Annotated in this window: 21 protein-coding genes and 8 pseudogenes; 12 read left to right on the top strand and 17 right to left on the bottom strand. The window is 37.5% G+C overall.

Translation table 11 applies throughout. The annotated features are described in order from the left end of the window. Nucleotides 1–178 precede the first annotated feature (178 nt). The 8 genes and pseudogenes from D7D53_RS04495 to D7D53_RS04455 form a co-directional block, all read left to right on the top strand. Complete coding sequence (locus tag D7D53_RS04495; RefSeq protein ID WP_000420680.1) at nt 179–493, top strand: YdcP family protein; 315 nt, start codon at nt 179–181, stop codon at nt 491–493. 15 nt (nt 494–508) lie between these two features. After that, nucleotides 509–895 (top strand): YdcP family protein, encoded by a 387-nt coding sequence (locus D7D53_RS04490; protein WP_000985016.1) that lies wholly within the window; start codon nt 509–511, stop codon nt 893–895. Nucleotides 896–934: 39 nt separating this feature from the next. Continuing rightward, entirely contained in the window at nt 935–2,329 is a 1,395-nt protein-coding gene (locus tag D7D53_RS04485) for an FtsK/SpoIIIE domain-containing protein (RefSeq protein ID WP_015646594.1), read from the top strand. A gap of 5 nt (nt 2,330–2,334) precedes the next feature. Further along, nucleotides 2,335–2,772: a hypothetical protein gene (locus D7D53_RS04480; protein WP_015646595.1), complete on the top strand. Its 438-nt coding sequence runs from the start codon at nt 2,335–2,337 to the stop codon at nt 2,770–2,772. Between the two features lie 176 nt (nt 2,773–2,948). Then, nucleotides 2,949–4,153: pseudogene (mobT, locus tag D7D53_RS04470) on the top strand (MobT family relaxase). A 42-nt stretch (nt 4,154–4,195) separates the two neighbouring features. Beyond that, nucleotides 4,196–4,417 carry a hypothetical protein gene (locus tag D7D53_RS04465; RefSeq protein WP_001009056.1) on the top strand — a complete coding sequence of 74 codons (222 nt, stop codon included), beginning with the start codon at nt 4,196–4,198 and terminating at the stop codon, nt 4,415–4,417. A 116-nt stretch (nt 4,418–4,533) separates the two neighbouring features. Further along, a complete protein-coding gene (locus D7D53_RS04460) occupies nt 4,534–5,031 on the top strand; it encodes an antirestriction protein ArdA (protein ID WP_000342539.1) in 498 nt (165 codons plus the stop codon). An 86-nt stretch (nt 5,032–5,117) separates the two neighbouring features. Next, nucleotides 5,118–5,225: pseudogene (locus D7D53_RS04455) on the top strand (TcpE family conjugal transfer membrane protein); the annotation flags it as partial. Here D7D53_RS04455 and D7D53_RS04450 read toward each other — a convergent pair. From D7D53_RS04450 to D7D53_RS04430, 4 genes and pseudogenes are all read right to left on the bottom strand, one after another. Further along, nucleotides 5,211–6,248, bottom strand: a pseudogene (locus D7D53_RS04450) (site-specific integrase); the annotation flags it as partial. The pseudogenes D7D53_RS04455 and D7D53_RS04450 overlap by 15 nt on opposite strands. Nucleotides 6,249–6,329: 81 nt before the next feature. Continuing rightward, nucleotides 6,330–6,533 carry an excisionase gene (locus tag D7D53_RS04445; protein WP_000814511.1) on the bottom strand — a complete coding sequence of 68 codons (204 nt, stop codon included), beginning with the start codon at nt 6,531–6,533 and terminating at the stop codon, nt 6,330–6,332. 459 nt (nt 6,534–6,992) lie between these two features. Next, the gene (locus D7D53_RS04435; RefSeq protein ID WP_000857133.1) at nt 6,993–7,223 is read right to left on the bottom strand and encodes a helix-turn-helix domain-containing protein; all 231 of its coding nucleotides are present in this window, start codon (nt 7,221–7,223) and stop codon (nt 6,993–6,995) included. Further along, nucleotides 7,220–7,642 carry a sigma-70 family RNA polymerase sigma factor gene (locus D7D53_RS04430; RefSeq protein WP_000804885.1) on the bottom strand — a complete coding sequence of 141 codons (423 nt, stop codon included), beginning with the start codon at nt 7,640–7,642 and terminating at the stop codon, nt 7,220–7,222. The genes D7D53_RS04435 and D7D53_RS04430 overlap by 4 nt, the downstream gene beginning before the upstream one ends. A gap of 504 nt (nt 7,643–8,146) precedes the next feature. Here D7D53_RS04430 and D7D53_RS04420 point away from each other — a divergent pair. Then, nucleotides 8,147–8,368: pseudogene (locus D7D53_RS04420) on the top strand (helix-turn-helix domain-containing protein); the annotation flags it as partial. Nucleotides 8,369–8,441: 73 nt separating this feature from the next. Here the strand turns inward: D7D53_RS04420 and D7D53_RS04415 are convergent. From D7D53_RS04415 to D7D53_RS10265, 5 genes and pseudogenes are all read right to left on the bottom strand, one after another. Next, nucleotides 8,442–11,360, bottom strand: a complete 2,919-nt coding sequence (locus D7D53_RS04415) for a Tn3 family transposase (RefSeq protein ID WP_001240982.1) — start codon at nt 11,358–11,360, stop codon at nt 8,442–8,444. A gap of 3 nt (nt 11,361–11,363) precedes the next feature. Further along, nucleotides 11,364–11,918: a recombinase family protein gene (locus D7D53_RS04410; protein WP_000576156.1), complete on the bottom strand. Its 555-nt coding sequence runs from the start codon at nt 11,916–11,918 to the stop codon at nt 11,364–11,366. A 354-nt stretch (nt 11,919–12,272) separates the two neighbouring features. After that, the gene (gene erm(B) / locus D7D53_RS04400) at nt 12,273–13,010 is read right to left on the bottom strand and encodes a 23S rRNA (adenine(2058)-N(6))-methyltransferase Erm(B) (protein ID WP_001038790.1); all 738 of its coding nucleotides are present in this window, start codon (nt 13,008–13,010) and stop codon (nt 12,273–12,275) included. A 124-nt stretch (nt 13,011–13,134) separates the two neighbouring features. Next, nucleotides 13,135–13,218 (bottom strand): 23S rRNA methyltransferase attenuation leader peptide, encoded by an 84-nt coding sequence (locus D7D53_RS04395; protein WP_001814874.1) that lies wholly within the window; start codon nt 13,216–13,218, stop codon nt 13,135–13,137. Between the two features lie 48 nt (nt 13,219–13,266). Next, nucleotides 13,267–13,351, bottom strand: a pseudogene (locus D7D53_RS10265) (MLS leader peptide); the annotation flags it as partial. Between the two features lie 283 nt (nt 13,352–13,634). Here D7D53_RS10265 and D7D53_RS04385 point away from each other — a divergent pair. After that, nucleotides 13,635–13,772: pseudogene (locus D7D53_RS04385) on the top strand (XRE family transcriptional regulator); the annotation flags it as partial. Between the two features lie 59 nt (nt 13,773–13,831). On the opposite strand, the gene D7D53_RS04380 reads toward D7D53_RS04385, so the two are convergent. From D7D53_RS04380 to D7D53_RS04345, 8 genes and pseudogenes are all read right to left on the bottom strand, one after another. Next, nucleotides 13,832–13,999, bottom strand: a complete 168-nt coding sequence (locus tag D7D53_RS04380; protein WP_000336323.1) for a cysteine-rich KTR domain-containing protein — start codon at nt 13,997–13,999, stop codon at nt 13,832–13,834. Nucleotides 14,000–14,117: 118 nt separating this feature from the next. Further along, the gene (gene tet(M), locus D7D53_RS04375) at nt 14,118–16,037 is read right to left on the bottom strand and encodes a tetracycline resistance ribosomal protection protein Tet(M) (protein ID WP_120770264.1); all 1,920 of its coding nucleotides are present in this window, start codon (nt 16,035–16,037) and stop codon (nt 14,118–14,120) included. Nucleotides 16,038–16,052: 15 nt separating this feature from the next. Continuing rightward, nucleotides 16,053–16,100: pseudogene (locus tag D7D53_RS10345) on the bottom strand (hypothetical protein); the annotation flags it as partial. A 313-nt stretch (nt 16,101–16,413) separates the two neighbouring features. Continuing rightward, nucleotides 16,414–17,349, bottom strand: coding sequence for a conjugal transfer protein (locus tag D7D53_RS04365; RefSeq protein WP_001224320.1), 936 nt, complete (start codon nt 17,347–17,349; stop codon nt 16,414–16,416). Beyond that, nucleotides 17,346–18,347 (bottom strand): bifunctional lytic transglycosylase/C40 family peptidase, encoded by a 1,002-nt coding sequence (locus D7D53_RS04360; protein ID WP_000769868.1) that lies wholly within the window; start codon nt 18,345–18,347, stop codon nt 17,346–17,348. The genes D7D53_RS04365 and D7D53_RS04360 overlap by 4 nt, the downstream gene beginning before the upstream one ends. After that, nucleotides 18,344–20,521, bottom strand: a complete 2,178-nt coding sequence (locus tag D7D53_RS04355) for a CD3337/EF1877 family mobilome membrane protein (protein WP_120770263.1) — start codon at nt 20,519–20,521, stop codon at nt 18,344–18,346. Before D7D53_RS04355 ends, D7D53_RS04360 begins: the two co-directional genes overlap by 4 nt. Before the next feature lie 2 nt (nt 20,522–20,523). Further along, nucleotides 20,524–22,971 (bottom strand): conjugal transfer ATPase TcpF, encoded by a 2,448-nt coding sequence (tcpF, locus tag D7D53_RS04350; protein ID WP_000331148.1) that lies wholly within the window; start codon nt 22,969–22,971, stop codon nt 20,524–20,526. Beyond that, a pseudogene (locus tag D7D53_RS04345) lies at nt 22,955–23,254 on the bottom strand (conjugal transfer protein); the annotation flags it as partial. The pseudogene D7D53_RS04345 and the gene tcpF, both read right to left, overlap by 17 nt. Nucleotides 23,255–23,464: 210 nt before the next feature. Between D7D53_RS04345 and D7D53_RS04340 the strand changes: the two are divergent. Then, entirely contained in the window at nt 23,465–24,031 is a 567-nt protein-coding gene (locus D7D53_RS04340; protein ID WP_120770262.1) for a hypothetical protein, read from the top strand. A 191-nt stretch (nt 24,032–24,222) separates the two neighbouring features. Then, nucleotides 24,223–25,302: a hypothetical protein gene (locus tag D7D53_RS04335; protein ID WP_120770261.1), complete on the top strand. Its 1,080-nt coding sequence runs from the start codon at nt 24,223–24,225 to the stop codon at nt 25,300–25,302. Nucleotides 25,303–25,559: the final 257 nt, after the last annotated feature.

Below are 25,559 nucleotides of genomic sequence, written 5' to 3'. Positions count from 1 at the left end.
ATTGAATAGGCAAAAGGTGGACACTTCAAAAATGAGGTGTCTATTTTTTTACCCGATTTGAAAGGACGTGATACTACGAAAATAGAAAAACAAGAGAATAAAGGTCGCTCCCCACCGTGAAAGACCATCAAACAAACGAGATTCATTCAACCATAAAAAAGAAAGGATAGGTAAAAATATGGAACTTAAATTTGTGATTCCCAAGATGGAAAAAACATTCGGCAATTTAGAATTTGCTGGCGAGGATAAAGTCGTACAGCGAAGAATCAACGGACATCTAACCGTCTTATCTCGAAGCTATAATCTCTATTCAGACGTTCAAAGAGCAGATGATATTGTGGTCGTACTTCCTGCTGAAGCTGGCGAAAAACATTTCGGCTTTGAGGAACGTGTTAAGTTAGTCAATCCACGTATTACCGCCGAGGGCTATAAAATCGGCACTCGTGGTTTTACAAATTACCTTTTACATGCTGACGACATGGTAAAAGAATAAAGAAAGAGAGGAAAAATGATGAGATTAGCAAATGGTATCGTATTAGATAAAGACACGACTTTTGGAGAATTAAAATTCTCTGCTCTACGTCGTGAAGTGAGAATCCAAAATGAAGACGGTACGGTTTCAGAGGAAATCAAAGAACGTACCTATGACTTAAAATCCAAAGGGCAAGGACGCATGATTCAAGTAAGTATTCCTGCCAGCGTGCCTTTGAAAGAGTTTGAATATAACGCACGGGTGGAACTTATCAATCCCATTGCGGATACTGTCGCTACTGCTACCTTTCAAGGAGCAGATGTTGACTGGTACATCAAGGCAGACGATATTGTGCTGACAAAGGATTCTAATTCCTTTAGAAATCAACAGCCACCTAAGAAAGAACCTGCTACGGACAAATAGCCACGTATCTTCCATTAGAGAGAAAGGAGAAAATCAAACATGAAACAGCGTGTCTTTCGTGGTAAAAGGATTCGTCCGAGTGACAAAGATTTAGTCTTTCATTTTACAGTAGCGTCCTTACTGCCTATTTTACTGCTTGTTGTCGGACTGTTTCATGTGAAGACAATCCAGCAGGTCAACTGGCAGGACTTTAACCTATCACAAGCAGATAAGATTGACATTCCGTATTTAAGTATCAGTTTCAGTGTCGCAATTCTTGTCTGCTTGCTGGTGGCGTTTCTATTCAAACGGTATCGCTATGATACGATTAAACAACTCTACCACCGTCAAAAGCTGGCGAAGATGGTTCTTGAAAATAAGTGGTATGAATCAGAACAGGTCAAAACAGATGGCTTCTTCAAGGATTCCCCCAGTCGTACCAAAGAAAAGATAACCTACTTCCCTAAAATCTATTATCGCCTTAAAAATGGCTTAATACAGATACAAGTGGAAATCACTCTGGGGAAATATCAAGACCAGCTCCTACACTTGGAAAAGAAATTAGAAAGTGGCTTGTACTGTGAGCTGACGGATAAAGAGTTAAAGGATTCCTACGTGGAATATACCTTGCTCTATGATATGATAGCCCGTCGTATTTCTATTGATGAAGTACAAGCTCATGATGGGAAACTTTGCTTAATGAAAAATATGTGGTGGGAATATGACAATCTGCCTCACATGCTCATAGCTGGTGGTACAGGTGGCGGTAAGACCTACTTTATCCTGACACTGATTGAAGCCTTGCTTCATACAGATTCTAAGCTGTATATCTTAGACCCGAAAAATGCAGACTTAGCCGATTTAGGCTCTGTGATGGCAAATGTCCACTACAGAAAAGAAGACTTGCTTTCCTGCATTGATACATTCTATGAAGAAATGATAAAACGCAGTGAGGAAATGAAGCAGATGGAAAATTATAAGACTGGCGAAAATTATGCTTACTTAGGACTTCCAGCACACTTCTTAATCTTTGATGAATATGTCGCTTTCATGGAAATGCTGGGAACAAAAGAAAACACCGCAGTTATAAATAAGTTGAAACAGATTGTCATGTTAGGTCGTCAAGCTGGCTTCTTTCTAATACTGGCTTGTCAGCGTCCAGACGCAAAATATCTAGGCGACGGAATCCGTGACCAGTTTAATTTCAGAGTGGCTTTAGGTCGTATGTCTGAAATGGGCTATGGCATGATGTTTGGCAGTGACGTACAAAAGGATTTCTTCTTAAAGCGAATCAAAGGTCGTGGCTATGTTGATGTAGGAACAAGTGTCATATCAGAGTTTTATACTCCCCTTGTACCAAAAGGACATGACTTTTTAGAGGAAATTAAAAAGTTATCCAACAGCAGACAGGACACAAAAAAGCCATCATCAGAACAACAAGAAATGGAGAAATAAAAGTAATGGATATTAAAAGATTGGAGATATATCATACACCGACTGAAAAATCTGTCATTTGTCTTTGCTTGAATACAGACCAATTCACGGTAGATTGTGAACAATACATCATTGACCGATACAGGCATTTTACCGTCAATCCAAAAGTACGATTCTATTCCAGAATAGATAAGCTGATTGATGAAATTATCCGTGAAGTGAAGAAACCACCGTTCACATTCAGAATGAGGTTAGAGAAGCGACATAGTATTACCAGCAAAAATATTCTATATGAATTTCAGCTTTTTGATAGAAATTCATTCAAAACGGACGGTCTATCAGAAGTGATTGAACAGGAATATTTAAGACCAGAAGTTGATTTGGTAGTGATTTACACTGGCATACAGGGAGAATCAAAGGCAGATACAGACGACAAAGGCAGGTTTTACGGTCTTAAACCGTAAGTTCTGGCTTTGTCGGGCAGGGCTTGCCCTGCCCATTAACCCCCCGTATCTAACAGGGGGGTACAAATCGACAGGAAACAGTCAAAAAAACATTAGAAAATCCTTTGGTTACAAGGGATTTACAAAATTTCAGCGTATGTCAAATGGGCTTTAAAAGTTGACATACGCCTTTTTGATTGGAGGGATTTTTACTGAATGAACAAACTTGGTTACAGCATTTAAAAGAAAAACGCTTGGCTTATGGACTATCTCAAAACCGTTTAGCTGTTGCGACTGGTATTACAAGGCAGTATCTAAGCGATATTGAAACAGGAAAAGTCAAGCCATCAGAGGATTTACAGCAGTCCCTTTGGGAAGCTCTGGAACGCTTCAATCCCGACGCTCCCCTTGAAATGCTGTTTGATTATGTAAGAATTCGCTTTCCGACAACAGACGTACAGCAGGTGGTCGAAAACATCTTACAACTGAAACTGTCCTATTTTCTTCATGAGGACTATGGTTTCTATTCTTATTCAGAGCATTATGCTTTAGGCGACATATTCGTCCTTTGCTCCCATGAACTGGACAAAGGAGTTCTGGTGGAATTGAAAGGTCGTGGGTGCAGACAATTTGAAAGCTATCTTCTGGCACAACAAAGAAGCTGGTATGAGTTCTTTATGGACGTTTTGGTGGCTGGCGGTGTGATGAAACGCCTTGACCTTGCCATTAACGATAAGACAGGGATTTTAAATATCCCTGTACTCACTGAAAAGTGCCAACAGGAAGAATGTATCTCCGTCTTCCGCAGTTTTAAAAGCTATCGCAGTGGCGAACTGGTACGCAAAGAGGAAAAGGAATGTATGGGAAACACCCTCTATATCGGTTCATTACAAAGTGAAGTTTATTTCTGTATCTATGAAAAGGACTACGAGCAGTACAAGAAAAATGATATTCCCATTGAAGACGCAGAAGTAAAAAACCGTTTTGAGATTCGATTGAAAAATGAGCGTGCTATTATGCAGTCCGTGATTTACTCGTCTATGACAATCCAGAGCATACCGCCTTTAAAATTATCAATCGGTATATCCGTTTTGTAGATAAAGACGATTCCAAACCTCGTTCTGATTGGAAACTGAATGAAGAATGGGCTTGGTTTATTGGGAACAATCGTGAACGATTAAAACTAACCACAAAACCAGAGCCTTACTCCTTCCAAAGGACGCTGAACTGGCTATCTCATCAAGTTGCCCCGACCTTAAAGGTTGCGATTAAACTTGATGAAATCAACCAGACGCAGGTTGTAAAAGACATTCTCGACCATGCGAAACTGACAGACCGACACAAGCAGATTTTGAAGCAACAGTCAGTAAAAGAACAGGACGTGATAACAACAAAAAAATAACTCAAATACAAATTCATTGAATATAGAGAGGAGAACATTTTTATGAATTTTGGACAAAACCTTTATAACTGGTTTCTATCAAACGCTCAATCACTGGTGCTTTTAGCAATCGTTGTGATTGGCTTGTATCTTGGCTTCAAGCGTGAGTTTAGCAAACTGATTGGCTTTTTAATTATTGCGATTATTGCGGTTGGCTTAGTCTTCAACGCTGCTGGAGTAAAAGACATTTTACTAGAGCTATTCAATCGCATTATTGGTGCTTAAATAAAACCGTTCTTTTGTGGAATATAAGTGGTTTTCTTATGTTCCGCAAAGGAATGGTACACCAAACGAAGTGCGGTAGGGATTTTTGAATCTCTACAAAGAAAGGACGTGAATATATGGACGATATGCAAGTCTATATTGCGAATTTAGGCAAATACAATGAGGGCGAATTGGTCGGTGCGTGGTTTACCTTTCCCATTGACTTTGAGGAAGTCAAAGAGAAAATCGGCTTGAATGATGAATATGAGGAATACGCCATTCATGACTACGAGTTACCCTTTACGGTTGACGAATACACTTCCATTGGCGAACTCAATCGACTATGGGAAATGGTATCGGAATTACCCGAAGAATTACAATCGGAGCTATCTGCTCTGCTCACTCATTTTTCAAGCATTGAAGAACTAAGCGAACATCAAGAGGATATTATCATTCATTCCGATTGTGATGATATGTATGACGTGGCACGCTACTACATTGAAGAAACGGGTGCTTTAGGCGAAGTACCAGCTAGTCTTCAAAACTATATTGATTATCAAGCCTATGGTCGGGATTTAGACCTTTCAGGAACGTTTATCTCAACCAATCATGGGATTTTTGAAATCGTCTATTAAATCTGTCGGTACATTCTTACTGGCAGATTTTCTTGTTTACGGGGTAGTCAAAAGACTATCCCCATTTTTATGAAAGGATTGATTACATGAAGAAAATACGAAGCTATACCAGTATCTGGTCTGTTGAGAAAGTGTTGTACTCCATCAATGACTTTAGACTTCCGTTTCCCATAACCTTTACGCAAATGACATGGAGTGATGTGTGGTAACTTATCATCATTATACTTGTTGTATTTCTTAACAAGACCTTTCATCATACCATTATAGTCACTTGCCACTTTTGGATAGTTCTTTCTATTAAGAAAGAGAAAATCACTATATCCATCAATCTCAACACGCTTATCATTCTTTCGATTCGCTAACACTCGCTTAAATGCTTGATAGGCTTCTTCAACCATAGGAACTTGACGTTCGCCACTTTTGGTCTTTGGTGTTTCAATGTAGTACCCAATTTCAGTATCTCTCAATAGCTGATGGTCTATATTGACAAGACGATTCTCAAAATCTAAATCTGGAAGTGTCAAACCACCAAACTCTGAAATACGAAGACCTGTTTTTAAGAGTATCAGAATTTCATCATAATTTTTGCTGTAGGTTTTATCAGCTTTTGCAAAGGCTAACAGTTTTTCTTCCTGTTCTTCTGTTAGTACGGTCTTAGGGACAGTATCATCATCAAGAACTGCTTTCAGTTGAAAGTCAAATGGATTCTTCCGAACACAATCATCTTGTATAGCAATATAGAATGAAGCCTTTAAAGAACGTTTGTAGTTATTGATGGTTTGATAAGCATAACCATTTTCACTCATTCTAATAGTCCATTCTTTAGCGTCTGATGGCTTAATACTGTCAATACTTCTTACACCTAACTTGTCTTTCTTCAAAATATCCATAAGATATTTGCGTCCAGTTTCAGTGTTTTTTCTAACCTTTGGTCTTTGAGCGTTCTGTTTTGCGTAAAGCTGGCAGAGTGTCATTTTCTTTCCTACAACATCAATACCATCATGAATGTCTTTCTGTAACTCTGCGATTTTCTCTCTAAGTGAGATACAATCACGCTTTCCTGCTGGTACTCGGTCTGTAGCCACAAGTTTCCACGAGTAAACAAATTGCGGTTCTCCAAATGAATCTATATATTTGTATAAGTATCTTCCGTCTTTTCGTTGGCTCTCTCCAGTCTTTAAGATTCGACCTTTATTGTCACGTCTTTTTTCTGACATGGCATTTGCTCCTTTCCTTTATGGAAAGAGCCTTGATACGACTTAATACTATTTTATCATATACAAGACCCTTTGGCGACGCTAGATTGCGTCCAATGTATCTATAATTTTTTCAAATTGTTTTCGTTTAATCTGAATACGATTGCCATTCATAATCAGCCAATTTGCATTTTTATTTTCCTCTGCCAAGCGTCGTAGCTTGTTTTCGCCAATACGAAAATATTTTGACGCTTCTTCAATAGTTAGGGTATAACGCTCCCAAATCGGAATGTCAGTCTGCTTCATAAAATCCTCCTTTCCAAATCACTTATTGGATTTCATAAAAGTTGTTTTACAAGCAATCGAACAGCTCTAGCAAAGCTCACGGGAGTTCCACCCCTGCATGGTTCTCATGTAGCCATACTCATTGCCTGCGACGGTTTTATCACGCTCGGACTATTGACTGTATGGGAGTATCATTATCACGATAAGAATGTCGTTGCAGGCAATCCTGCTAAAGATTGCTTCTCGGATCACTAACATGAATCGCTCGCTATCTTTATAAGATAGGTCATGGCGGTTAGTTCCGTTGGCTCTTTTCTTATCGAAACGTATTCGATTACTTTTATTCAGTTTTCAAAGAACAATGGCTCGTTAGCCTATCAAAACACATTGAAAGCTCAATATGCTTTGGTGGAATAACAAACCTCCCTGTTCGGGAAGCGTGGAATGGTTTAGCACGCTTCCACGAAAGGAGAGAGGATATTACTTAATTTCAAATGACAAAATCTTTGTAATCAGTCTGGTTTCCATTCTTCCACGTAAGACTTCATCAACGACCATACTTTGATTGCCATATTCATCTTTCATAAGTCGTAGGGAACGCTTCGTTATGTACCCTCTGTAATGATGTAGAATCTGGTTAATCGCTTCGGTATCGCCATCTGTTGCCTTTACAATGAGAGGAAAGGGAATCATAGGATATTGTGTTTTCATTCTTCAAATTCCTCCATAAACTTTTTAATTAAGGCTAGTCCACTGGTTCTATGCCGATAGACAGTAGAACGGTTCAATTTCAACAGGTCTGCAATTTCTGAATCGCTCATGTCCATAAAGTAAAACAGCAGTAGAATTTCACGTTTCTTGTCTGGCAACTCACGTAATGCTTCACTCAACAAATCATTTTCAACGCCTACTGATAACCCATTGAGTGTAAAAATCTGAAAGTCAGTTGAATAGTTATCTGTTGTCGCAAACTGGCTAACAAGATAATCGCCAACATCCGAAAAGGACACCTCACGCTTTGCAATCCTTGAAAGATAAAGCATATAATTCTTTCGCTCGTCTTCCATAGCACGTTTACAGATATAGTCAAACTGATTTTCTATTGTGGTCTGAAAAGAAGATGGTTTCATGTTTCTCACCCCCTTTCTGTCTAGGAAAGGAAGTGAGCCTTGCTCGTTTATCTCCTTTCACTCTTAGTCCCAATGTGAAAGGGGGATTTGTTGCATTACTGATAAATAAACTTTGTAAAAAAGTTCTGAATAGCCAAAAAAGCATATAAACAGATTTATTTCTCTGTTTACATGCTTCTGTTATTCTATCTATATGATTTATAAAACCACATTGGTGGACGTACTTATCTATTGCAGATAGACGACTTTTTTTGACAAGAACCCAATGTAAGGAAATTTATTGTATATGATGTACTTCATGGCGACGTTGACCTCCAACAAACCGCCATTTGGAAGTAATATACAATATTTTAACAGCGTAAATAGCACTACCATATAACGGTTTTTTTTATTGGCGTTTAGTAGTGCTTTTTATTAAATATAAACCTATAAACCATATAACACGTTTTTCTATACCTGTTTTTAATTCAGTAGGAACAATAAAATGTATAGAGGTGGTCTACTATGCGTAAAAAAGAAGATAAATATGATTTTAGAGCCTTTGGTTTAGCCATTAAAGAAGCTCGATTGAAACGAGGTTTAACTCGTGAACAAGTGGGAGCATTGATTGAAATTGACCCACGGTACTTAACTAATATTGAAAATAAAGGGCAACACCCCAGCATACAAGTTCTTTATGACCTTGTATCGTTACTTCATGTTTCCGTTGATGAATTTTTCTTACCTGGGGTCCCGAGCGCTTAGTGGGAATTTGTATCGATAAGGGGTACAAATTCCCACTAAACCAATGTTTCAAGGCCTATTTATTTTTTATATTCAATTCTCTTAAGTGTTTAGGAATAGATAACAAGTCAAATTTATACTCTCCAAGAAAAGTGATATGCTCCCAATTAATAGGAGATACATGCTTCATATACTTAGTTACTTCGGGATCTATTTTGACGAGATAATTATAAGCTGCTTGTAAGTAGACGGCGTTCCATATACTTATTGCATTTATTAACACATTAAGCGCACTAGCACTTTGAAGTTGTCGGCGAATATCGCGCTCCATAAATTTTCCGCGTCGCCCAAAAAATAGTTCTCTAGCTAAAGCATTAATCGCTTCTGTCTTATTTAGTCCATGAGTGATCCTTCGCCGTAGCTCACTATCTGTAATATAATCTATCATAAAAATGCTCTTTTCAATGCGACCTAGTTCTCTCAGTGCAAGAGCTACTCTATTCTTACGTGCGTATGAGCCTAGCTTTCCTAATAGTAAAGAACTAGATACTTTTCCTGTTTGAATCGAATAGGCGATTCGTTTAATTTCATCATAGTTTTCTTCAATAATTTTTACATTGATTTTTCCGCTTATATCTTCTGATAAGTTAGGGTAGTAGGAAGGTGATTTGATAGAAAATAATTGTGATTTTTTTATATTTCTGATGCGAGGTTCAAAATCAAAGCCTAGTAATGCGGTCATTCCAAACACCTGATCAGAATACCCATTTGTATCAGTAAAATGTTCCTCAATATCTAGATCTGTTTCATGATAAAGTAGGCCATCAAGGGTATGAGTAGCTTCCCTTGTATTAGTTGAAGCAACCTCGATATGATGAGTCGTATGCCTATCATTTATTGATCGAATCATTGTAGCTCCTTTTTCCATACTTTTGTAATGTGGATTAACATCGGATTTTAGAGCTGAGACGCCCACTGGGACGCGCATTCCGTCTGAAGCAGTGGTTTTTCCTTCACCCCAAAAGTCTGCAACAGGAAGCTTTAACTGATAATTAACCAAAACAGATTGAGCACGAGTCAGAGCTTCTTTATAAAAGCGCCATTGTTTGGCATTGGCTAACTGAGAATAAGAAATTCCAGGAGTTGATTGGGCCATTTTTTCAAGACCAATATTCATCCCTAAACCCAGCAAAGCAGCAAAAATAATTTTTCTTTCTTGTTCACTCGGCGGTTTCCCTGTAGAATCATGACTAAATTCTTGTGAAAAGTTGGTCCAACTGTCCACCTCAATTAAAAGATCACTAAGCCTTATCTTAGGAATTATTGAATAAAGTTTTTTTCTATATATTTCTGCTTCGCTAGGTGTAACTTTTTCCAACTTTTTAAGGTTTGCTCTTGAAATTCTCTTATCAACTGTCGAATAAAATTGAAGCTGTAAATCTAAAATTATTTCCCGATCCTTTAAATAGTCCTCAAACGTGTCTGGAATAGTTTCTGAATCAATACAAGCAGATAAATCAACTAAGTAATCATCAATATTTCGATGGATCATACTTCCTTCAACTGAAATATCTCCTGATCGAATATTGTTCTTTAGCTCGGTGAAAGCTACTAACTCATAGTAAGACCGATCTATTTTCCCCTCTTCTGGCCGAACAAGGCTTTTCCATTTTTTACTCACAAAATCAGTAGAAGTATCTGCCGGTATTTTTCTTTTACCACTATTGTGTAAATCAGTTAGTTGAGTTAGGGCCATGAGGACTGGATTTGCTGCCGGAGTTGCTTTGAACGAAAGGGTCCTCAATAACATTGGCGTGTATCTTCGGAGGTAATTAGCTTTATTTCGAACCATTTCTAAATAGCCATGATTTTTATTACCTGTAATTTTTTTAGCTTCTTCTCCATCTTGTACTAAATCTTCCCAAGGCATGATTCGTTCAATTTCGTCAAAAGGATTACTATCATTATCTTTTGCAAAGTGAAGAGCATCAATTAAAGAAGCATAATGTTCCAATTTTTTAGTAGCCAATTTTCCTTTTTCTTTTAACTGTTCTTGTGAATCACGTGTCCCTTTGCGTTTAATACTTGCTAAAATGCGGTCATTAATCTCAATCAGTTGATCGATCAGATATTGATGATGATTGACTAAAAAAGCAATAAGTAAAGAGTATCTTTTTTCAAGCTCAAAACGGGAGAAGTCATATGCATCATAATTTTCCCCTAGTCTAGCTAGCTGAAGAAACCTGTTCCGATTAATATGGGAGACATTAATTGTCCCGAGTCCCATGGAAGCAATCACTTCCACTTTTTTACAAATACTCATAAAGCTTTCTGGATTTGCCTTACCTGGAATGTCTTTTAGCCAAGCGAGTTTAGTTATTTTCGTCTCTTCATAAATTTGAAACAAACTCTCTAGTTTTTCAATTTGTATATCTGTTAATGAACAGAGTAATATTGAAAATAAGTTGTTTTCTGCTTTATCTCGACAGCGGCTTATAATGTCTTCAAGTGTAGCTATAGATGGAAAAATAATTCTTTTTCGAGTTAAGAAATCAATTGTTTTTTTCATTAGATAGATAGAGTCATCATTTTCTAAAGCTAGTTCAATTAAATATTCTATTAACTGTTTTTGTGTATTAGCACTACCGAATCGATGATAGTTGAATACTTCTAAGATCTCGTTGAAGTGATTTGCACGTGTATTTCTATGATCATATGAATTTAAATCAATTGCATCAAGATGGAGCTGTCGACTCACATAAGAAGTTAGTCTGGTTGATTTAATCGGCCAATTACTTAAAGAACACCCAGGATACCGGGCCAAACAAAGTTGTATCGCAAATCCTAGTTTATTGACCTTTCCACGGTGTTGATTAATAACCTCCAGATCATAATCAGAAAAACTAAAATACGCTTTAAAATCCTCTTCTGATAAGTGGTCTACAGAAAGAAGTTGTTCACGCTGTGAAGTAGTTAAAATTCTTTTCATAGCCATATCTTAAGCATTCCTTTTATTGAGGTAACGGTAAAAGGTTGTTTTGCTTAATTTAGAGGCATCAAGAATTTGACGAATAGAATACTCTTTGCTGTCATACATTTTTAAAGCTAAATCAATTGATAGCTTACCTTTACTTGGACGGCCCCCTTTTTTTCCTCGGACTCTGGCTGCCTTAAGACCAGAGTTAGTTCGTTCAATAATAATATCCCGTTCCAGTTCTGCTAAACTAGCCATAACTCGGAAAAAGAATCTTCCCATAGACGTTGAAGTATCTACGTTATCTTGAATAGATATAAAATTGACACTAAGTTCTTCAAATAATTCAGAAAGTTCAATCAAATGTTTAGTTGATCGTGAAATTCGATCTAACTTGTAAATGACAACAGAATCTCCTTCACGTAGTAGGTTGATCATTTCTTCTAATTGCGGTCGGTCTTTTTTCGCACCAGTTACTTTTTCTTGAAATAATTTATCAATTCCATAATGAGTAAGTGCATCAATTTGTAAACTAAGATTTTGATCATCCGTACTCACTCGAGCATAGCCAAAAATCATAAAAAAACCTCCTTAATTTTATAATTTAAATGTACCATAACTCATTAAGTATAACTATATAGGAACTATGAAAAAGGAACGGATTTTGGTACTTGATTTACTTAAAAAACATTTAGAAAAAGCAGGAAAATGAAAAGGTACCATAAACGGTCGTTTATGGTACCATTCAAATTTATCCTTATTGTACAAAATAACAGCGAAATTTTTAAATCTATTCCTTATCGATACAAATTCCCCGTAGGCGCTAGGGACCTCTTTAGCTCCTTGGAAGCTGTCAGTAGTATACCTAATAATTTATCTACATTCCCTTTAGTAACGTGTAACTTTCCAAATTTACAAAAGCGACTCATAGAATTATTTCCTCCCGTTAAATAATAGATAACTATTAAAAATAGACAATACTTGCTCATAAGTAACGGTACTTAAATTGTTTACTTTGGCGTGTTTCATTGCTTGATGAAACTGATTTTTAGTAAACAGTTGACGATATTCTCGATTGACCCATTTTGAAACAAAGTACGTATATAGCTTCCAATATTTATCTGGAACATCTGTGGTATGGCGGGTAAGTTTTATTAAGACACTGTTTACTTTTGGTTTAGGATGAAAGCATTCCGCTGGCAGCTTAAGCAATTGCTGAATCGAGACTTGAGTGTGCAAGAGCAACCCTAGTGTTCGGTGAATATCCAAGGTACGCTTGTAGAATCCTTCTTCAACAATCAGATAGATGTCAGACGCATGGCTTTCAAAAACCACTTTTTTAATAATTTGTGTGCTTAAATGGTAAGGAATATTCCCAACAATTTTATACCTCTGTTTGTTAGGGAATTGAAACTGTAGAATATCTTGGTGAATTAAAGTGACACGAATGTTCAGTTTTAATTTTTCTGACGATAAGTTGAATAGATGACTGTCTAATTCAATAGACGTTACCTGTTTACTTATTTTAGCCAGTTTCGTCGTTAAATGCCCTTTACCTGTTCCAATTTCGTAAACGGTATCGGTTTCTTTTAAATTCAATTGTTTTATTATTTGGTTGAGTACTTTTTCACTCGTTAAAAAGTTTTGAGAATATTTTATATTTTTGTTCATGTAATCACTCCTGAAGTGATTACATCTATAAATAAATACAGAAGTTAAACGATTTGTTTGTAATTTTAGTTATCTGTTTAAAAAGTCATAAGATTAGTCACTGGTAGGAATTAATCTAACGTATTTATTTATCTGCGTAATCACTGTTTTTAGTCTGTTTCAAAACAGTAGATGTTTTATCTACATTACGCATTTGGAATACCAACATGACGAATCCCTCCTTCTTAATTACAAATTTTTAGCATCTAATTTAACTTCAATTCCTATTATACCAAAATTTTAAGATAATGCACTATCAACACACTCTTAAGTTTGCTTCTAAGTCTTATTTCCATAACTTTAGGGTTAACCATACGCAAGACCAATCACTCTCGGACAATACTCATGATTTTAATGATAAAATCCATGTTAAACCCATAGATAAGAAATACACCTGCAATAACCGTTACCTGTTTGTGCCAATTTAAAAATGCACCACTTTTTTATAATTAAAACGGTTGAAAACTGTACCACTAATAACTCACAATAGAGAGATGTCACCGTCAAGTTAAATGTACAAAATAACAGCGAAATTTTTAAATCTATTTCTTATCGATACAAATTCCTCGTAGGCGCTCGGGACCCCTACCTGCTAATAACTTGGTAAAAAGCACCCGACGATTACAGATAGAGAAATACATGGATAGCTTTACAGACAAAGAACTATCCTTAATGGAATCTTTAGCCAGCGGTATCAACGAAGCAAGAAACATCGAAGACTAATTAAAAGAATCCATACATAACGGAAAGAGCCGATAAAATGAGATTGTATTAATCTCATTTTATCGGCTCTGCGTCTTTGCGTCTGGCTCTGTAATCACAGTTACTTTGAACTGCTTTATTTCAATTAAATTTTCTTGTCTGCATTTCGGACAATAGAGGGGGAATTTTTTTAATTCAGTATCTTCCCTTATCTTTAATCGTGTTTTATTTCCACATACAGGACACAATATCCACTTGTAGTTTATAATAACTATCTCCTCCTTTACACTTTAATTCAAATCTTTATTAAAAAATATTTCATCTTATTTAACAAGAAACCATATTTATATAACAACATAAAATACACTAAGTTATTTTATTGAACATATATCGTACTTTATCTATCCGACTATTTGGACGACGGGGCTGGCAAACAGGTTCACCGGTAGTAACATGGTACCCTTTTAACTCTGTTAAACAAACACTACGTCCATTTGTAAAGAAAGTTAAATCACTACGATATTCTTGAATACACCGAGCAGGGATTTCTCCACTAAGAATGACCTCATTATTTTTCAATTGAGTGTCTACGATGTTCGCACAATATTTAGGAGCATCGTTGTATGCTCGTGAAAGATATTCCTGTGGCGCATAAATTTTAAAACTAAGATATGGCTCTAACAATTCTGTTCCAGCTTTTTTTAAGACTTGTTCCAATACAATAGGAGCAAGCATCCGAAAATCTGCTGGGGTACTAACAGGGCTATAGTATAAGCCATACTTAAAACAGATTTTACAATCCGTCACATTCCAACCATATAATCCTTGTTCGCAACCATAGCGTATCCCTTCCATAACTGCATTTTGAAATGATTGATTTAAGTATCCAAGAGAAACCGAGCTCTCATACTGCATTCCACTTCCCAACGGAAGCGGTGATACAGATAAACCAATGGAAGCCCAGAAAGGATTTGGCGGCACTTCGATGTGAATGGTATATTCTGCATTTTTTAACGGTCTCTCCATATAAATGACTGTAGGCTCTTTTATTTCTATCTCCACATGATACTTTTCTTGCAGCAGAGCACAAGTCACTTCCATTTGTACTTTCCCTAAGAAAGAAAGTATGATTTCATGTGTCGCAGAATCCACATAATATCGCAGAAGCGGGTCACTGTCGGAGATTTCTAAAAGTGCATCAAGTAACATTTCCCTTTGTTGAGGTTTGCTCGGTTCAACAGTCGTTTGCAGCAGAGGGAGGGGATTTTCAATTCTCTCTCTCTGTGGCAATAGCTTTGTATCTCCAAGAACACTATTTAACTTCAAAAACTCATTCTGCAAAATAACAATTTCCCCGGAATAAGCCTTATCGATTTTACATAATTCACCATTTATTGAAGTATACATTTCTGTAATTTTTATTTTTTCCTTTTCCGATATTCTAACCGAATCTCGCAAATGCAGTACGCCACTATAAAGACGTATATATGCAAGACGCTGTCTTTTTTCCGAATACTCAATTTTGAAAACTTTTCCGCAAAGTTCAGACTGACCTCGATGTGTTGATGAATAAAATTTATTCGTAATCACTTCTATAAGGTTATCAATCCCTATATTGTTTTTTGCACTTCCGTGATAAACAGGGAACAGGGAACAATTCTGAAATCTTATGCTTTCCTCTTGTTCGAGTTCCAATGCTTCTAATGATTTACCGGACATATATTTCTCTAAAAGGTCATCGTTTCCCTCTATTACCGTATCCCATTGTTCAGATTCGGTAAAGTTCGTCACACACATATTAGGATACAGTTCTACCTTCTGTTTGATTACAATTTCGGCAGAAAGTTTCTCTTTAATATCCTGATAAACCGTTGATAAATCAATTCCATTTTGGTCAATCTTATTGATAAAAAAGATTGTGGGAATCCCCATTTTCCTAAGTGCATGAAATAATATACGAGTTTGTGCTTGTACGCCATCTTTTGCAGAAATCAGTAGAATTGCCCCATCTAAAACTGATAATGAACGATATACTTCTGCTAAGAAATCCATATGTCCTGGCGTGTCTATGATGTTCACCTTCGTATTTTCCCACTGAAAAGAGGTTATTCCTGTCTGAATTGTAATTCCTCTCTGACGTTCTAAAAGCGTATTATCCGTCCTCGTTGTACCTTTGTCCACGCTTCCTAATTCTGTAATCGCTCCACTGTTATATAATAAGCTTTCTGTTAAGGTAGTTTTTCCTGCATCAACATGAGCTAAAACTCCAATATTAATAATTTTCATGTGATTTTCCTCCATTCAAAAGCCCAAAAGGGCATAAAAATCCCAGTGATAAATACTCTTATCACTGGGATTTTTATGCATAACCATAGGCATACAAAGCATACAGATATTCTCCGGATACTTTAGAATCACATGATAAAGGTATTCTTAAACTGGGTACAAAAAACTAAGCCCTCCTAAAAAAGGACATCCAATTATTTGTTCCCACTATCAAATTGACAGTTTATTTAAGAATACCTTGCCGCATATTTATTAACTCCTTTTAAATAGATACTTAAATAATAGCACGTAAGAGCATATTTGTCAAGGAATCTCCAATTTTTTATCAAAGAGAGTACGTGATTACAAAATAGCTGTAATAATGTACCAATATTTGTTATTCTATAATCTTCCAATTACTCCCGTTCTTTTCAAGTACCAAATCAAATTGAGATACCTGCGTTGCTTTGGTCTGCTGGTCGATATACTCCACTGTCAGCGATACCGTGACTTGATTATCCTTACGATTGTGAATAGGATTTACCAGTTCTTGAAAGATGTACTCTTTTCCGATTGGTTTTAATATCCCGTCATTCACATAGTAGGAAAGTTCACTGGCTGTCGCTGTAGGATAGAGCTTGAAGAACGTCGTTAAAAACTCATTGATTTCATTGGTTGTAATGGAATCAACCGTCCCCTCACTTTCAATGGCTTTTGGTTTATAACTTGATTTCTTAGGTATGTTGGTAATGGTCGGATTCTTAACCAGTACCATATTTCCAGAACCATCTACATAGACACTCACTATATAAGCAGAGTGGACGGTCTTTGTATTTTCTCCCTCTGTAATGAGCTGGTCTACACTGTAGGTTACATTAAACTCATTGTCGCCAGTTGGCTCTACCGTCCATATCTGAAATCCTCTTACAGAAGACGATACAGGAATATCTTTGCGTACTGTATCAACATTGAGAGCTTGAAGTTCATCTGTCAGATAGCCTTTTAGACTTTCCATTCGATTATCAATGGACTTATCGGATTGCTCCCATGAATAGTAGACTTTCGCAAAGTTCTCTACAAAATTTTCTACATGATGAGTATCAACGTATTCCTTTTCTATGATAGTTGTTTCGTGAATAGTATGAGTATCTATAGCTGTAAAGTGCTTGAATATCGCAAAGCTGAAACTAAGCCCTAAAAGTACCCACAAGGCAATCACAACCTTTTTATGAGGATTGACCTTATAGTAGACACGAGGTTTCTTTTCCTTTGGTATCTGTTTTTCTTTATTCTGATTTTTTCTAAATTTCATCATTAAATCTTCCTTTCTCATTGTTTGATTCGTCCTGCTCCCACTAAATGCTGTTGCCAGTAGGGGCTTGTTAAGTCGGCATAACCGATTGGGTCGCCTGCATGAAACATACGGTTATTGCCAAGGTATATCCCAACATGAGTAATATAAGAGCCAGCGTTATAGGTAGAATGAAAGAAAACCAAATCGCCAGCTTGTGCTTCCGATAGTGGGATATGCTGGGTCACATCATATTGCTGTTGTGCGGTTCGTGGTAAGTTAATTCCAGCTTTTCCATACGTCCATTGTGTCAGTCCGCTACAATCAAAAGAAGTAGTCGGGGAAGCTCCACCGTAAACGTATCGCCAGCCCTCATATTTCAGTGCTTCGTCCATGATGGCTTGTACCGTATCATCATCAAACTCTGTTGTGACAAGATACTGCGTTACCAGTTGCACATAAAACATATTGCCATAGTTGTATCGCCAGCCCCCATTGATAGGTATGGCTATGGGATTGGGGTAAGACACTTTTTCGCCACCTGAATACTCTTTTGAGAAACTTTGAGCCAGTTCAAAGGTATATTTATTTCCACGATTAGCCACATACCCTAAGAAACCACCACCATAATTGTAGGACTGGATAACCGATTCTAAATCTACACTGAGCCTTTCGCTACTGGCTAATAATTCACTGAAATACTTCACACCTTGCTTAATGGATTCTTCTGTACTCAATGAATTAGGTGGAAGACCGAGGGATTCCGAGGACTGCATAACATCTTCCGCAGTACCGCCCGATTCCACCTGTATAATCGCAAGAAGTATGTTGACATATTCTTCAACGCCATATTCTTTGGCATATTTTTCTACCATAGGCTTATGAGCCAGCACTTCTGCGGAAACATTCACACCTCCATAATGAATATTGGAAATTCCGCTGTCCTGTTCATCTGAAAATAAAATGGCAACAAACAGAAGCAGTGAGAAGACCATCAAGAATAATCCAGAACCACCAATCACTAAAGTTTTCAACTTCATGGTTTCTTACCGACTTTCTTAATGGTGGCGGTTTTGATTGGTGGTCTACTTCTTGTATTTTGTAGTGGTACTCTTTGAACAGTAGACGGACGTTCTTTTGTGATTGGACGTTGTGAAGTTCTATCTGCTGTAGTGGTTGAAGTTGCTGGCTTTTGAACGGTTTTTTCTTGAACGGTATTGCCTTGGCGTTCCACTTTTGGACTTGAAAAATCGGACTTAACTGCTGGACGCTCTTGTTTGGCTTGTTGAGATTCCTTATATGAAGTCTGAATATTAGACTGTTTTGAGGTCTGTTCATCATGATATTGTTCTTGTCTTGTAGTCGGTCTTTCATGAACAGAAGAAGCAGGCTGTTTTTTCTGTTTGACCTGTTCCATTTCAGAGCGACGCTTCGCAATGGTTTTTCGCCTTTGTTCCTGCTGTTCCTTGCGTCCACTGGCTCTGTCCGCTTTGGTTTGAGAAATACTACTGGTTAAATCACGGACATTCTCTTTTACTTTGGATTTTCCTTGATATACTGCATATCTTGCATTGGTCGGCAAATCTTTAACCTGTTCTTTCAAACCACTAGCAGTGTCTACCATTCTGTCTTTGGTATCAGCTACTGTACCGATGGTTTGACCGATACGTTTTCCAAGTGTTGATTTTTCCTTTCCGTCTGGTCGGGAGTGATCTGCTTGTGTCCTTGCAGAACTCCCCGAACCCGACTGTCCTTTTTTACCTGTAACAATGGCAGACCCAGCCCCTAGAGTAGTCATGGAACGTCCAAGTTTCCGCTGTAGACGGTGCATGTGAGCGTGCATAAGCATACGAGGTTTTCTCATCACACGACTTCCCACACTTTGAGAATCGTTACTCTGTAGAGAAAACATACTCATTAAATCGCCCAGCTTGAAGTAGATTCCTGCAAAGGTCACAATCTGTAGAAAAGCAATCAAAAAGAACGGATAACCAGCCGATAAGGTATAGAGCATGGTTGAAATACTAAATGCTGTCGTAATAATCAATGTGATTCCAGCTCGTGTCAAAATGGTATTAAAGAGCTTTGTTATGGCTCGTTTTGACATACCATCAAATGATGGAATCATGCTTAAAATAAAGCTCACAGGCAGAAACATAGCATAGATGATAAAAAGTACCTGCGAGAAAATCATGATTCCTGTTAATAGGAATACAAATATGGAAATCCCAATATTGAAGACAAATATGAAGAAGACTGTACCTAAACGGTTAATCGTCTTTGTAATCGTCATATTGGTATTGCTTCTATCTTCAATTTCTTCCGCAACAATTTTTTCTCTGTCTTCCCCATTGTTGGAATCTGGACTGGTTGAGAGCAGGCTTTCCACACGGTCAATACCAATACTTTCAATGTCTGAACTGTTATATTGAAGCAGTAGCCACGGTTGCTGAACCTGTATGGAAAATAGGCTGTCACGTATCAAGTCCACACTGTCCTTGCCTTGACTATCTGAATGGGGCATGACAATTTTTGTACCCAGTGACAAACTAGCGTTGCTGATGTCTGATGAAAAGTCATTGATTTTCTTAATATAATCGGGAGCATAGGCAATAAAGGAAGCCGATAGGATAAAAACCAGCACAAAATTCATGAGGGCATGAATTGCCTTTGTGGTTTCTCTCTTTATCAGTCCTGTATAGGCAACATAAACCCCAAGAACCAAAATCAAGAGTAAAAGGAATCCAACATAGAAACCCTCTGTTGATAGTCCACTAGGCGTAACCCCTGCAAGGGTCTGCATATTCTTGCCAATGGAATCTGCTGTAGCGGAAATGAAGTCTAAGGAATAGGCTTCCTGTACTAAGTAACCCGTCGCATTGGAAACATAAAGACTGATTGTCCAAATAAAATTGGTAATGGCATATAGTCCATACATGACTTGTTTTCCAATTCCGTCCGACCAGTTCCACGGTAGCCAGCCCCAGCTATTATCCACATAAAAATCCAGTTGATAGTTTTCAAGTGGGTATCGGCTGTATTCATTTGCCACATTGACCGTATCATCTACCAAGCCCGCAGCTTGAACCACCGTTCCCAGCATGGCTAAAAGAAAAATGGCAATCACAAGTGTGAAAGCCACTGTCATTGCCACTTTACCTAGACGTTTCAGCGTCCAGTTTGATTTTATTCTGTTTAATATTGATGGTTTCACATTTACACCTCTTTTCGCACAGGTGGTCTGGTATCAAAGGCATGGAGCAGTTCTTCAAATACAGGGTGGAACTGTATCACACCGACACGACCATATAAATCACTGATAAGGCATTGCCCGTTTTCCAAATCACGCAATCGCTTCTGATTGTTTTCGTCCTCTGGGTCTACACCAAAAAAGGCAAGGGTTTTTTTAATCTCGTTAAGGTCAGTGGAACGAAAGGCAAATTTTAAGCCGAGGTTATTTTTCAGTTTTTCATCTAAGAGGTCATCTGTATTTTGGGTCACGAAATATACCCCAGCGTTCATAGCACGACCAGCACGAACCAGCTTCATAGATAGTGTTTTCCCTTGTGCCACCTGTAAGAAGCTCCATGCTTCGTCTAAGTCTACAATCTTGAAAATACTTCGGTCTGTATGGATAAAGTCCAACGCAAAGGTACTAATGACAATCAGCATTGCTACCGATAGTAACTCCATTGTGGTATATTCCTCAAAGGAAGTTTCCTTGTCAGGAAGTACCAAGTCGGCAACCTGTATAATGTTCAGTTGTTTTTCAAGGCTGATAGACTGCTCTACATAACCATCACTAAAAAGCAGATGGGCAAAGTCATAGTCTGTAAAACTTTCGATATGGTCGGCTATGCTGGTACTTAGTGGCGTATTCTCAACCCGTAATTCTTCAATCACTTTCATCAACCCTCGCACTTCACTATTGGTTACTGCACGAATGGCTTTTCTAAGGATTGGGAAGCGTTCCCCATCACGAGAGGAAATCCCCGTAAGGAATGTCAAAATATCAATAGCCAGTGATTCAGAATCTTTGGTATTTTTCATAATTACATAAGGGTCAAGTAAGCCTTTGTTTTTCTCATCAGAAGTCAGATTGACGATATTGATTTCATGGGAAATCTCTGGCAAGGTTTCTTTCCATCTGCCACGTTCTGCTTTTGGGTCTACAATCACTGCTTGTGCCCCATAAAGCACTGCATAATAGACGATAAGGTTATTCGCAAAGGATTTACCACCACCCAGCGAACCGACAAAGGCAGACGCTAACGCATTGGTTACTGAACCCTTAACCCCTTGACTGGCAAGAGCAGGTTTCAGATAGACATTGCGTCCAGTATCTAAGCTGTAGCCAACATAAATCCCCTCATTTTCACCCAGCATTTGAGTAGCACCAAAACCTAAACCAGCGAGGAAATCAGAGGTCACGTATTGAATATAGTCATTCATATATCTTTTGCTGGCAGGTAAAAATTCTTCATGTAAGCCCAGCATATCCCCAAAAGGTCGTACCAGTTTCACGCTCAAATCATCATAGAAATCTTTCACTTCATTACAACGACGTTTAAGTTCGTCAAGGTCATTTGCTGATACCCTTACAACATAGGACAGCTTATACATAGATTCCTTGCTTTGGTCTAAATTGGTTTCCAGCTCGTTCACACTTTCCAGAGCTTCCGCCACATTAGAGCTGGTTTCATTATCACTTTGCCATGCGTGGTTATCCAAGTCTTTCAGTTCTTTCTTTTTATTGCGGACAGTAGATAGGGCTTTACGATTCGCTACAATTTCCACATTCATTGACGTATCAATCGGAAAGGTAAATTGCTGTTGCTGGTAGTAGAAGATTTCAGAGGACGGGAAGTCCAGTTCGCCGACAATACTGTTGATGGTAAAGTAAGCTACATAGGCGGTTTCGTCTTCCTGCTGGATTTTCAAATATCGCTGTTTTTCTTCCACCAGACAGCGAGTAGGCTTAATGAGGTCATAGGTTTTAATCAGTGTTTCATGTTCCAGCTTTTTCTTTGATAGAGGATACTCATACTCTTCATAGGCAGTGCCTGTCTGTCCGTAAAGGTGTTCAATCAGATAGCCGAAGTCGTCCTTATCTAATCTTCGGATTTTGAAACGACGGGAGATTTTATTTTCTAAAAGCTTTTCCATCTTCTGAAAACGCAGGATTTCATCATTACTCATACTAACAAAATCGCCCATCAGCTTATGGTTCACATCATAGACAAAATCAGTAAAAGCATTTTTTGCTTCAACGGTAAGACTTTTCATAGAAAACTCCTGATCGTTGAGAAGCAACTTAAAACCGATAAAGAAACGGTAGTCCACTTGATTTTCGCCAATCATGGATATTAAAGCGTCTGTCTGTTGGTCGATTTTGTCATAGGCAACCGTTTTGAGCTTTCCAGTGACTTCATTTTTGGAACGTTCTTGTGCAGAAAGTATGCTGGATTCTGTACTGATTTGTAAAGCATGAATCTTGCCATCACGATTTTGTGCGATAAGCTGTCTGAAAGAATCATGTACTTGTATTTTCTGTTCCGGACTTAGAAATGAGTAATTGTAGGGAACAAGCTCATAGTAAGCGTAACATTCCCCATCTTTATTCCAGACCAGATTGTTTTCAATATATTTAATTGGATATGCCATAAAATTCACTCCTAACTGCTGTAATGGCTTCTTGTGGCTGGTTTCTGCCAAGCGTTACTTTTTTTCCTGCATAGGTCAGTTTTCGTCGCAGTGCATAAGCAATGACAGACTTCAAAAATCCATAAGGCTTTTTACCATCAAAGGTTTTTGTAGACATAAACCATGTGAAAGCCACAGGAATCCCAAAGTATTTGAGAAATGCTCCCTCTATCATAGAAAGAGGGGGCAAGTTGCCAAGTATCATAACTGCAAAGAGTGACACGACAAACCACGTTGAGGCGGTATCACTGCTTGTACGAGCTGAGATATCAGTGAAGTAGAAGTAGATGCTCAGCCAATGCGACGAGGTGAGACCGAAGGTCGATAAGATGTGTTCTGGGTATAGGACTCGTAAAGTAAGTAGGAAATATGATGAGATGATACAGAGAGCCTGAATTGGTCAGGTGACGTGCTTATTTACATTAGCCTGATAATTAAAATGGAGAGATTATCGATGGTTATATTGGAATTGTACCAAAATGATTATTCTAAAGATTTAGTTGCGTTTGATTCCATAGAAGATGGGAAAGCCTTTGTAGCTCAAATCCCGGGATACACTCTGGAAACAGAAGATGGTTTTGAAGTGGAGTATTTTAATCCTAAAAACATACCGGATTATATGGAAATTATTTTTAACGGGAATATTGTTCCTTTATCTAAATTTATGTTCGGTCCTGAGGAAAATGTAGACATTATTTGGAAAGAGATTTCAAATTTATCCCTCAAAAACGATAGAGTGATCGAAGGATATTCAAAAATTGATGCATATGTTGTTAACAACGATGAAGTTAAAACCTATGTCGAAGCGAGAGAAGTGAACTATTGCCAGGCAAAAGACTTTCTAGAAGGCAGTGGATATGAAGTAGACAGAAGCTTTTTCGGAAGTGAAGACGGCGAAGCGATTCTCTACAGAAAAAAAGGTGCCGAAGATTGGCATTTCTTGTGTCACTTAGACCCAATGTTTGTAGAGATTGAAGATGTAGAAGGATATGTTAAAGAAGAGGTGGGAGAGATTCAATAGTCAACCAAAGTTCCTTGTGAGTATGCACCTTTGCTAGTAAAAGCGTCAAAACGTTGTAACGAAAGAGATTATGAAAATCTTTGAAGTTAAGACTTTTTCTTGTGTGTCTGAAAAGTCTGTGACTTGTATTCCTTAGTCACCTTATTTACAATTACCTAAATTCTATAGTTAATAAAAATTGAGAGGTTTGTATGTGGACTCAACGTAAACAGTATTTAACCCAATTTATCGAAATTTCGGACTATTTGAAAAAACACGGTTTCTTTCACGATTTTTTAATTGGATCATTCTCTTATGATAGTCAGGAAAAATCCATTTTGTTAACCATTGAGGAAGATTTTACTACAACTAATAATACCAATTCGCCTTCCCTTATTTGGGATTTAAAGTGTAAGGGAGTGCATGATTTCTTAATGGAAGATATGGATGGCCTTTCCAAGTGGTGGATCTCTGAAATACTGATGGACGACGATGATATTCAGTTTCAACTCGTCAATGGATATTTTTCATTTAAAATGGAATCTGTATCTTTAGGTATTCCTCAGGAAATAAATCAAAATTCTGTCCCTAAAGTTTCTTCTTTACATATTGACTACCTTATTCAAGAGTTTAGAGCGGGGATGAATGTTGATGAAACTTCATTTTCTTTTGAGAAGGATAATCAGGATTTTATATGCTATATTGGTTATTCAGAAAATGAGCCCTTGCCATATTGGGCGGGTCTATGTGACTTACCTGATGGTAGAAGATTTCGAACAGCTGATCAACTTTTTGAAGCAAGGATTTATGATGGTAAATCGCTAAAAGAGAGGTGGGATGAAGTTACTATTTATAGTATCAATTCTTTGCCACTTGATGATTGGTTGAGTTGTTTGCCACATTCCGTTGAGACAACTGTTTATGAACCAGAGGATGATTACGCTCTGTATGTTAATGGTGTTAAACTTGAGGGTTTTATTGATGAAGATTCTATATGTAAGACATGTGGTGCTAATCAATGTTATTTGGACGATTATGATGAATATTTTTGCCCCTATTGTAATTTATGGATGTATAAAGATTTTTGGGATAGTGATGAAACACACTATTTTAAAAAAAGACCCCTAGAACCAGAGTTGTTATGGAAACCAAGTAAAGAATTGAATTTTTGTAATGTTCGATTCTTTCCGAATGACAAAGAATATGTGTATTATTGTCCTGATGAGTCAATAGAGAAATTTGATTGGATAGAAGTTCCTGTTGGGAACAAATCTCATTTAAAAGAAGCATAAGTTACTGAAGTTTTCAAGAGACAAGCCAATAAACCGCCATTTCCTCTTGAAAAAATAAAAAAAGTAGAACGAAAACTATCCACTATAAACAAAAAAATTTTAGAAACTCAAAATAGTCTATTAAGCGAAGGAGTTATCTGCGATTTATCAGAAGCTAAAAATATAGTAAACTCAAAGCAAGCTTATGATATCCTAAAAACGCCAATCGGAAACTTTTGGTTAGAGCTTAATGGTTCCCCCATAAAAATTTCCATTGG

The organism is Streptococcus gwangjuense, assembly GCF_003627155.1.
Classification (GTDB): domain Bacteria; phylum Bacillota; class Bacilli; order Lactobacillales; family Streptococcaceae; genus Streptococcus; species Streptococcus gwangjuensis.
This window is presented reverse-complemented; position numbering and strand designations above follow the sequence as displayed.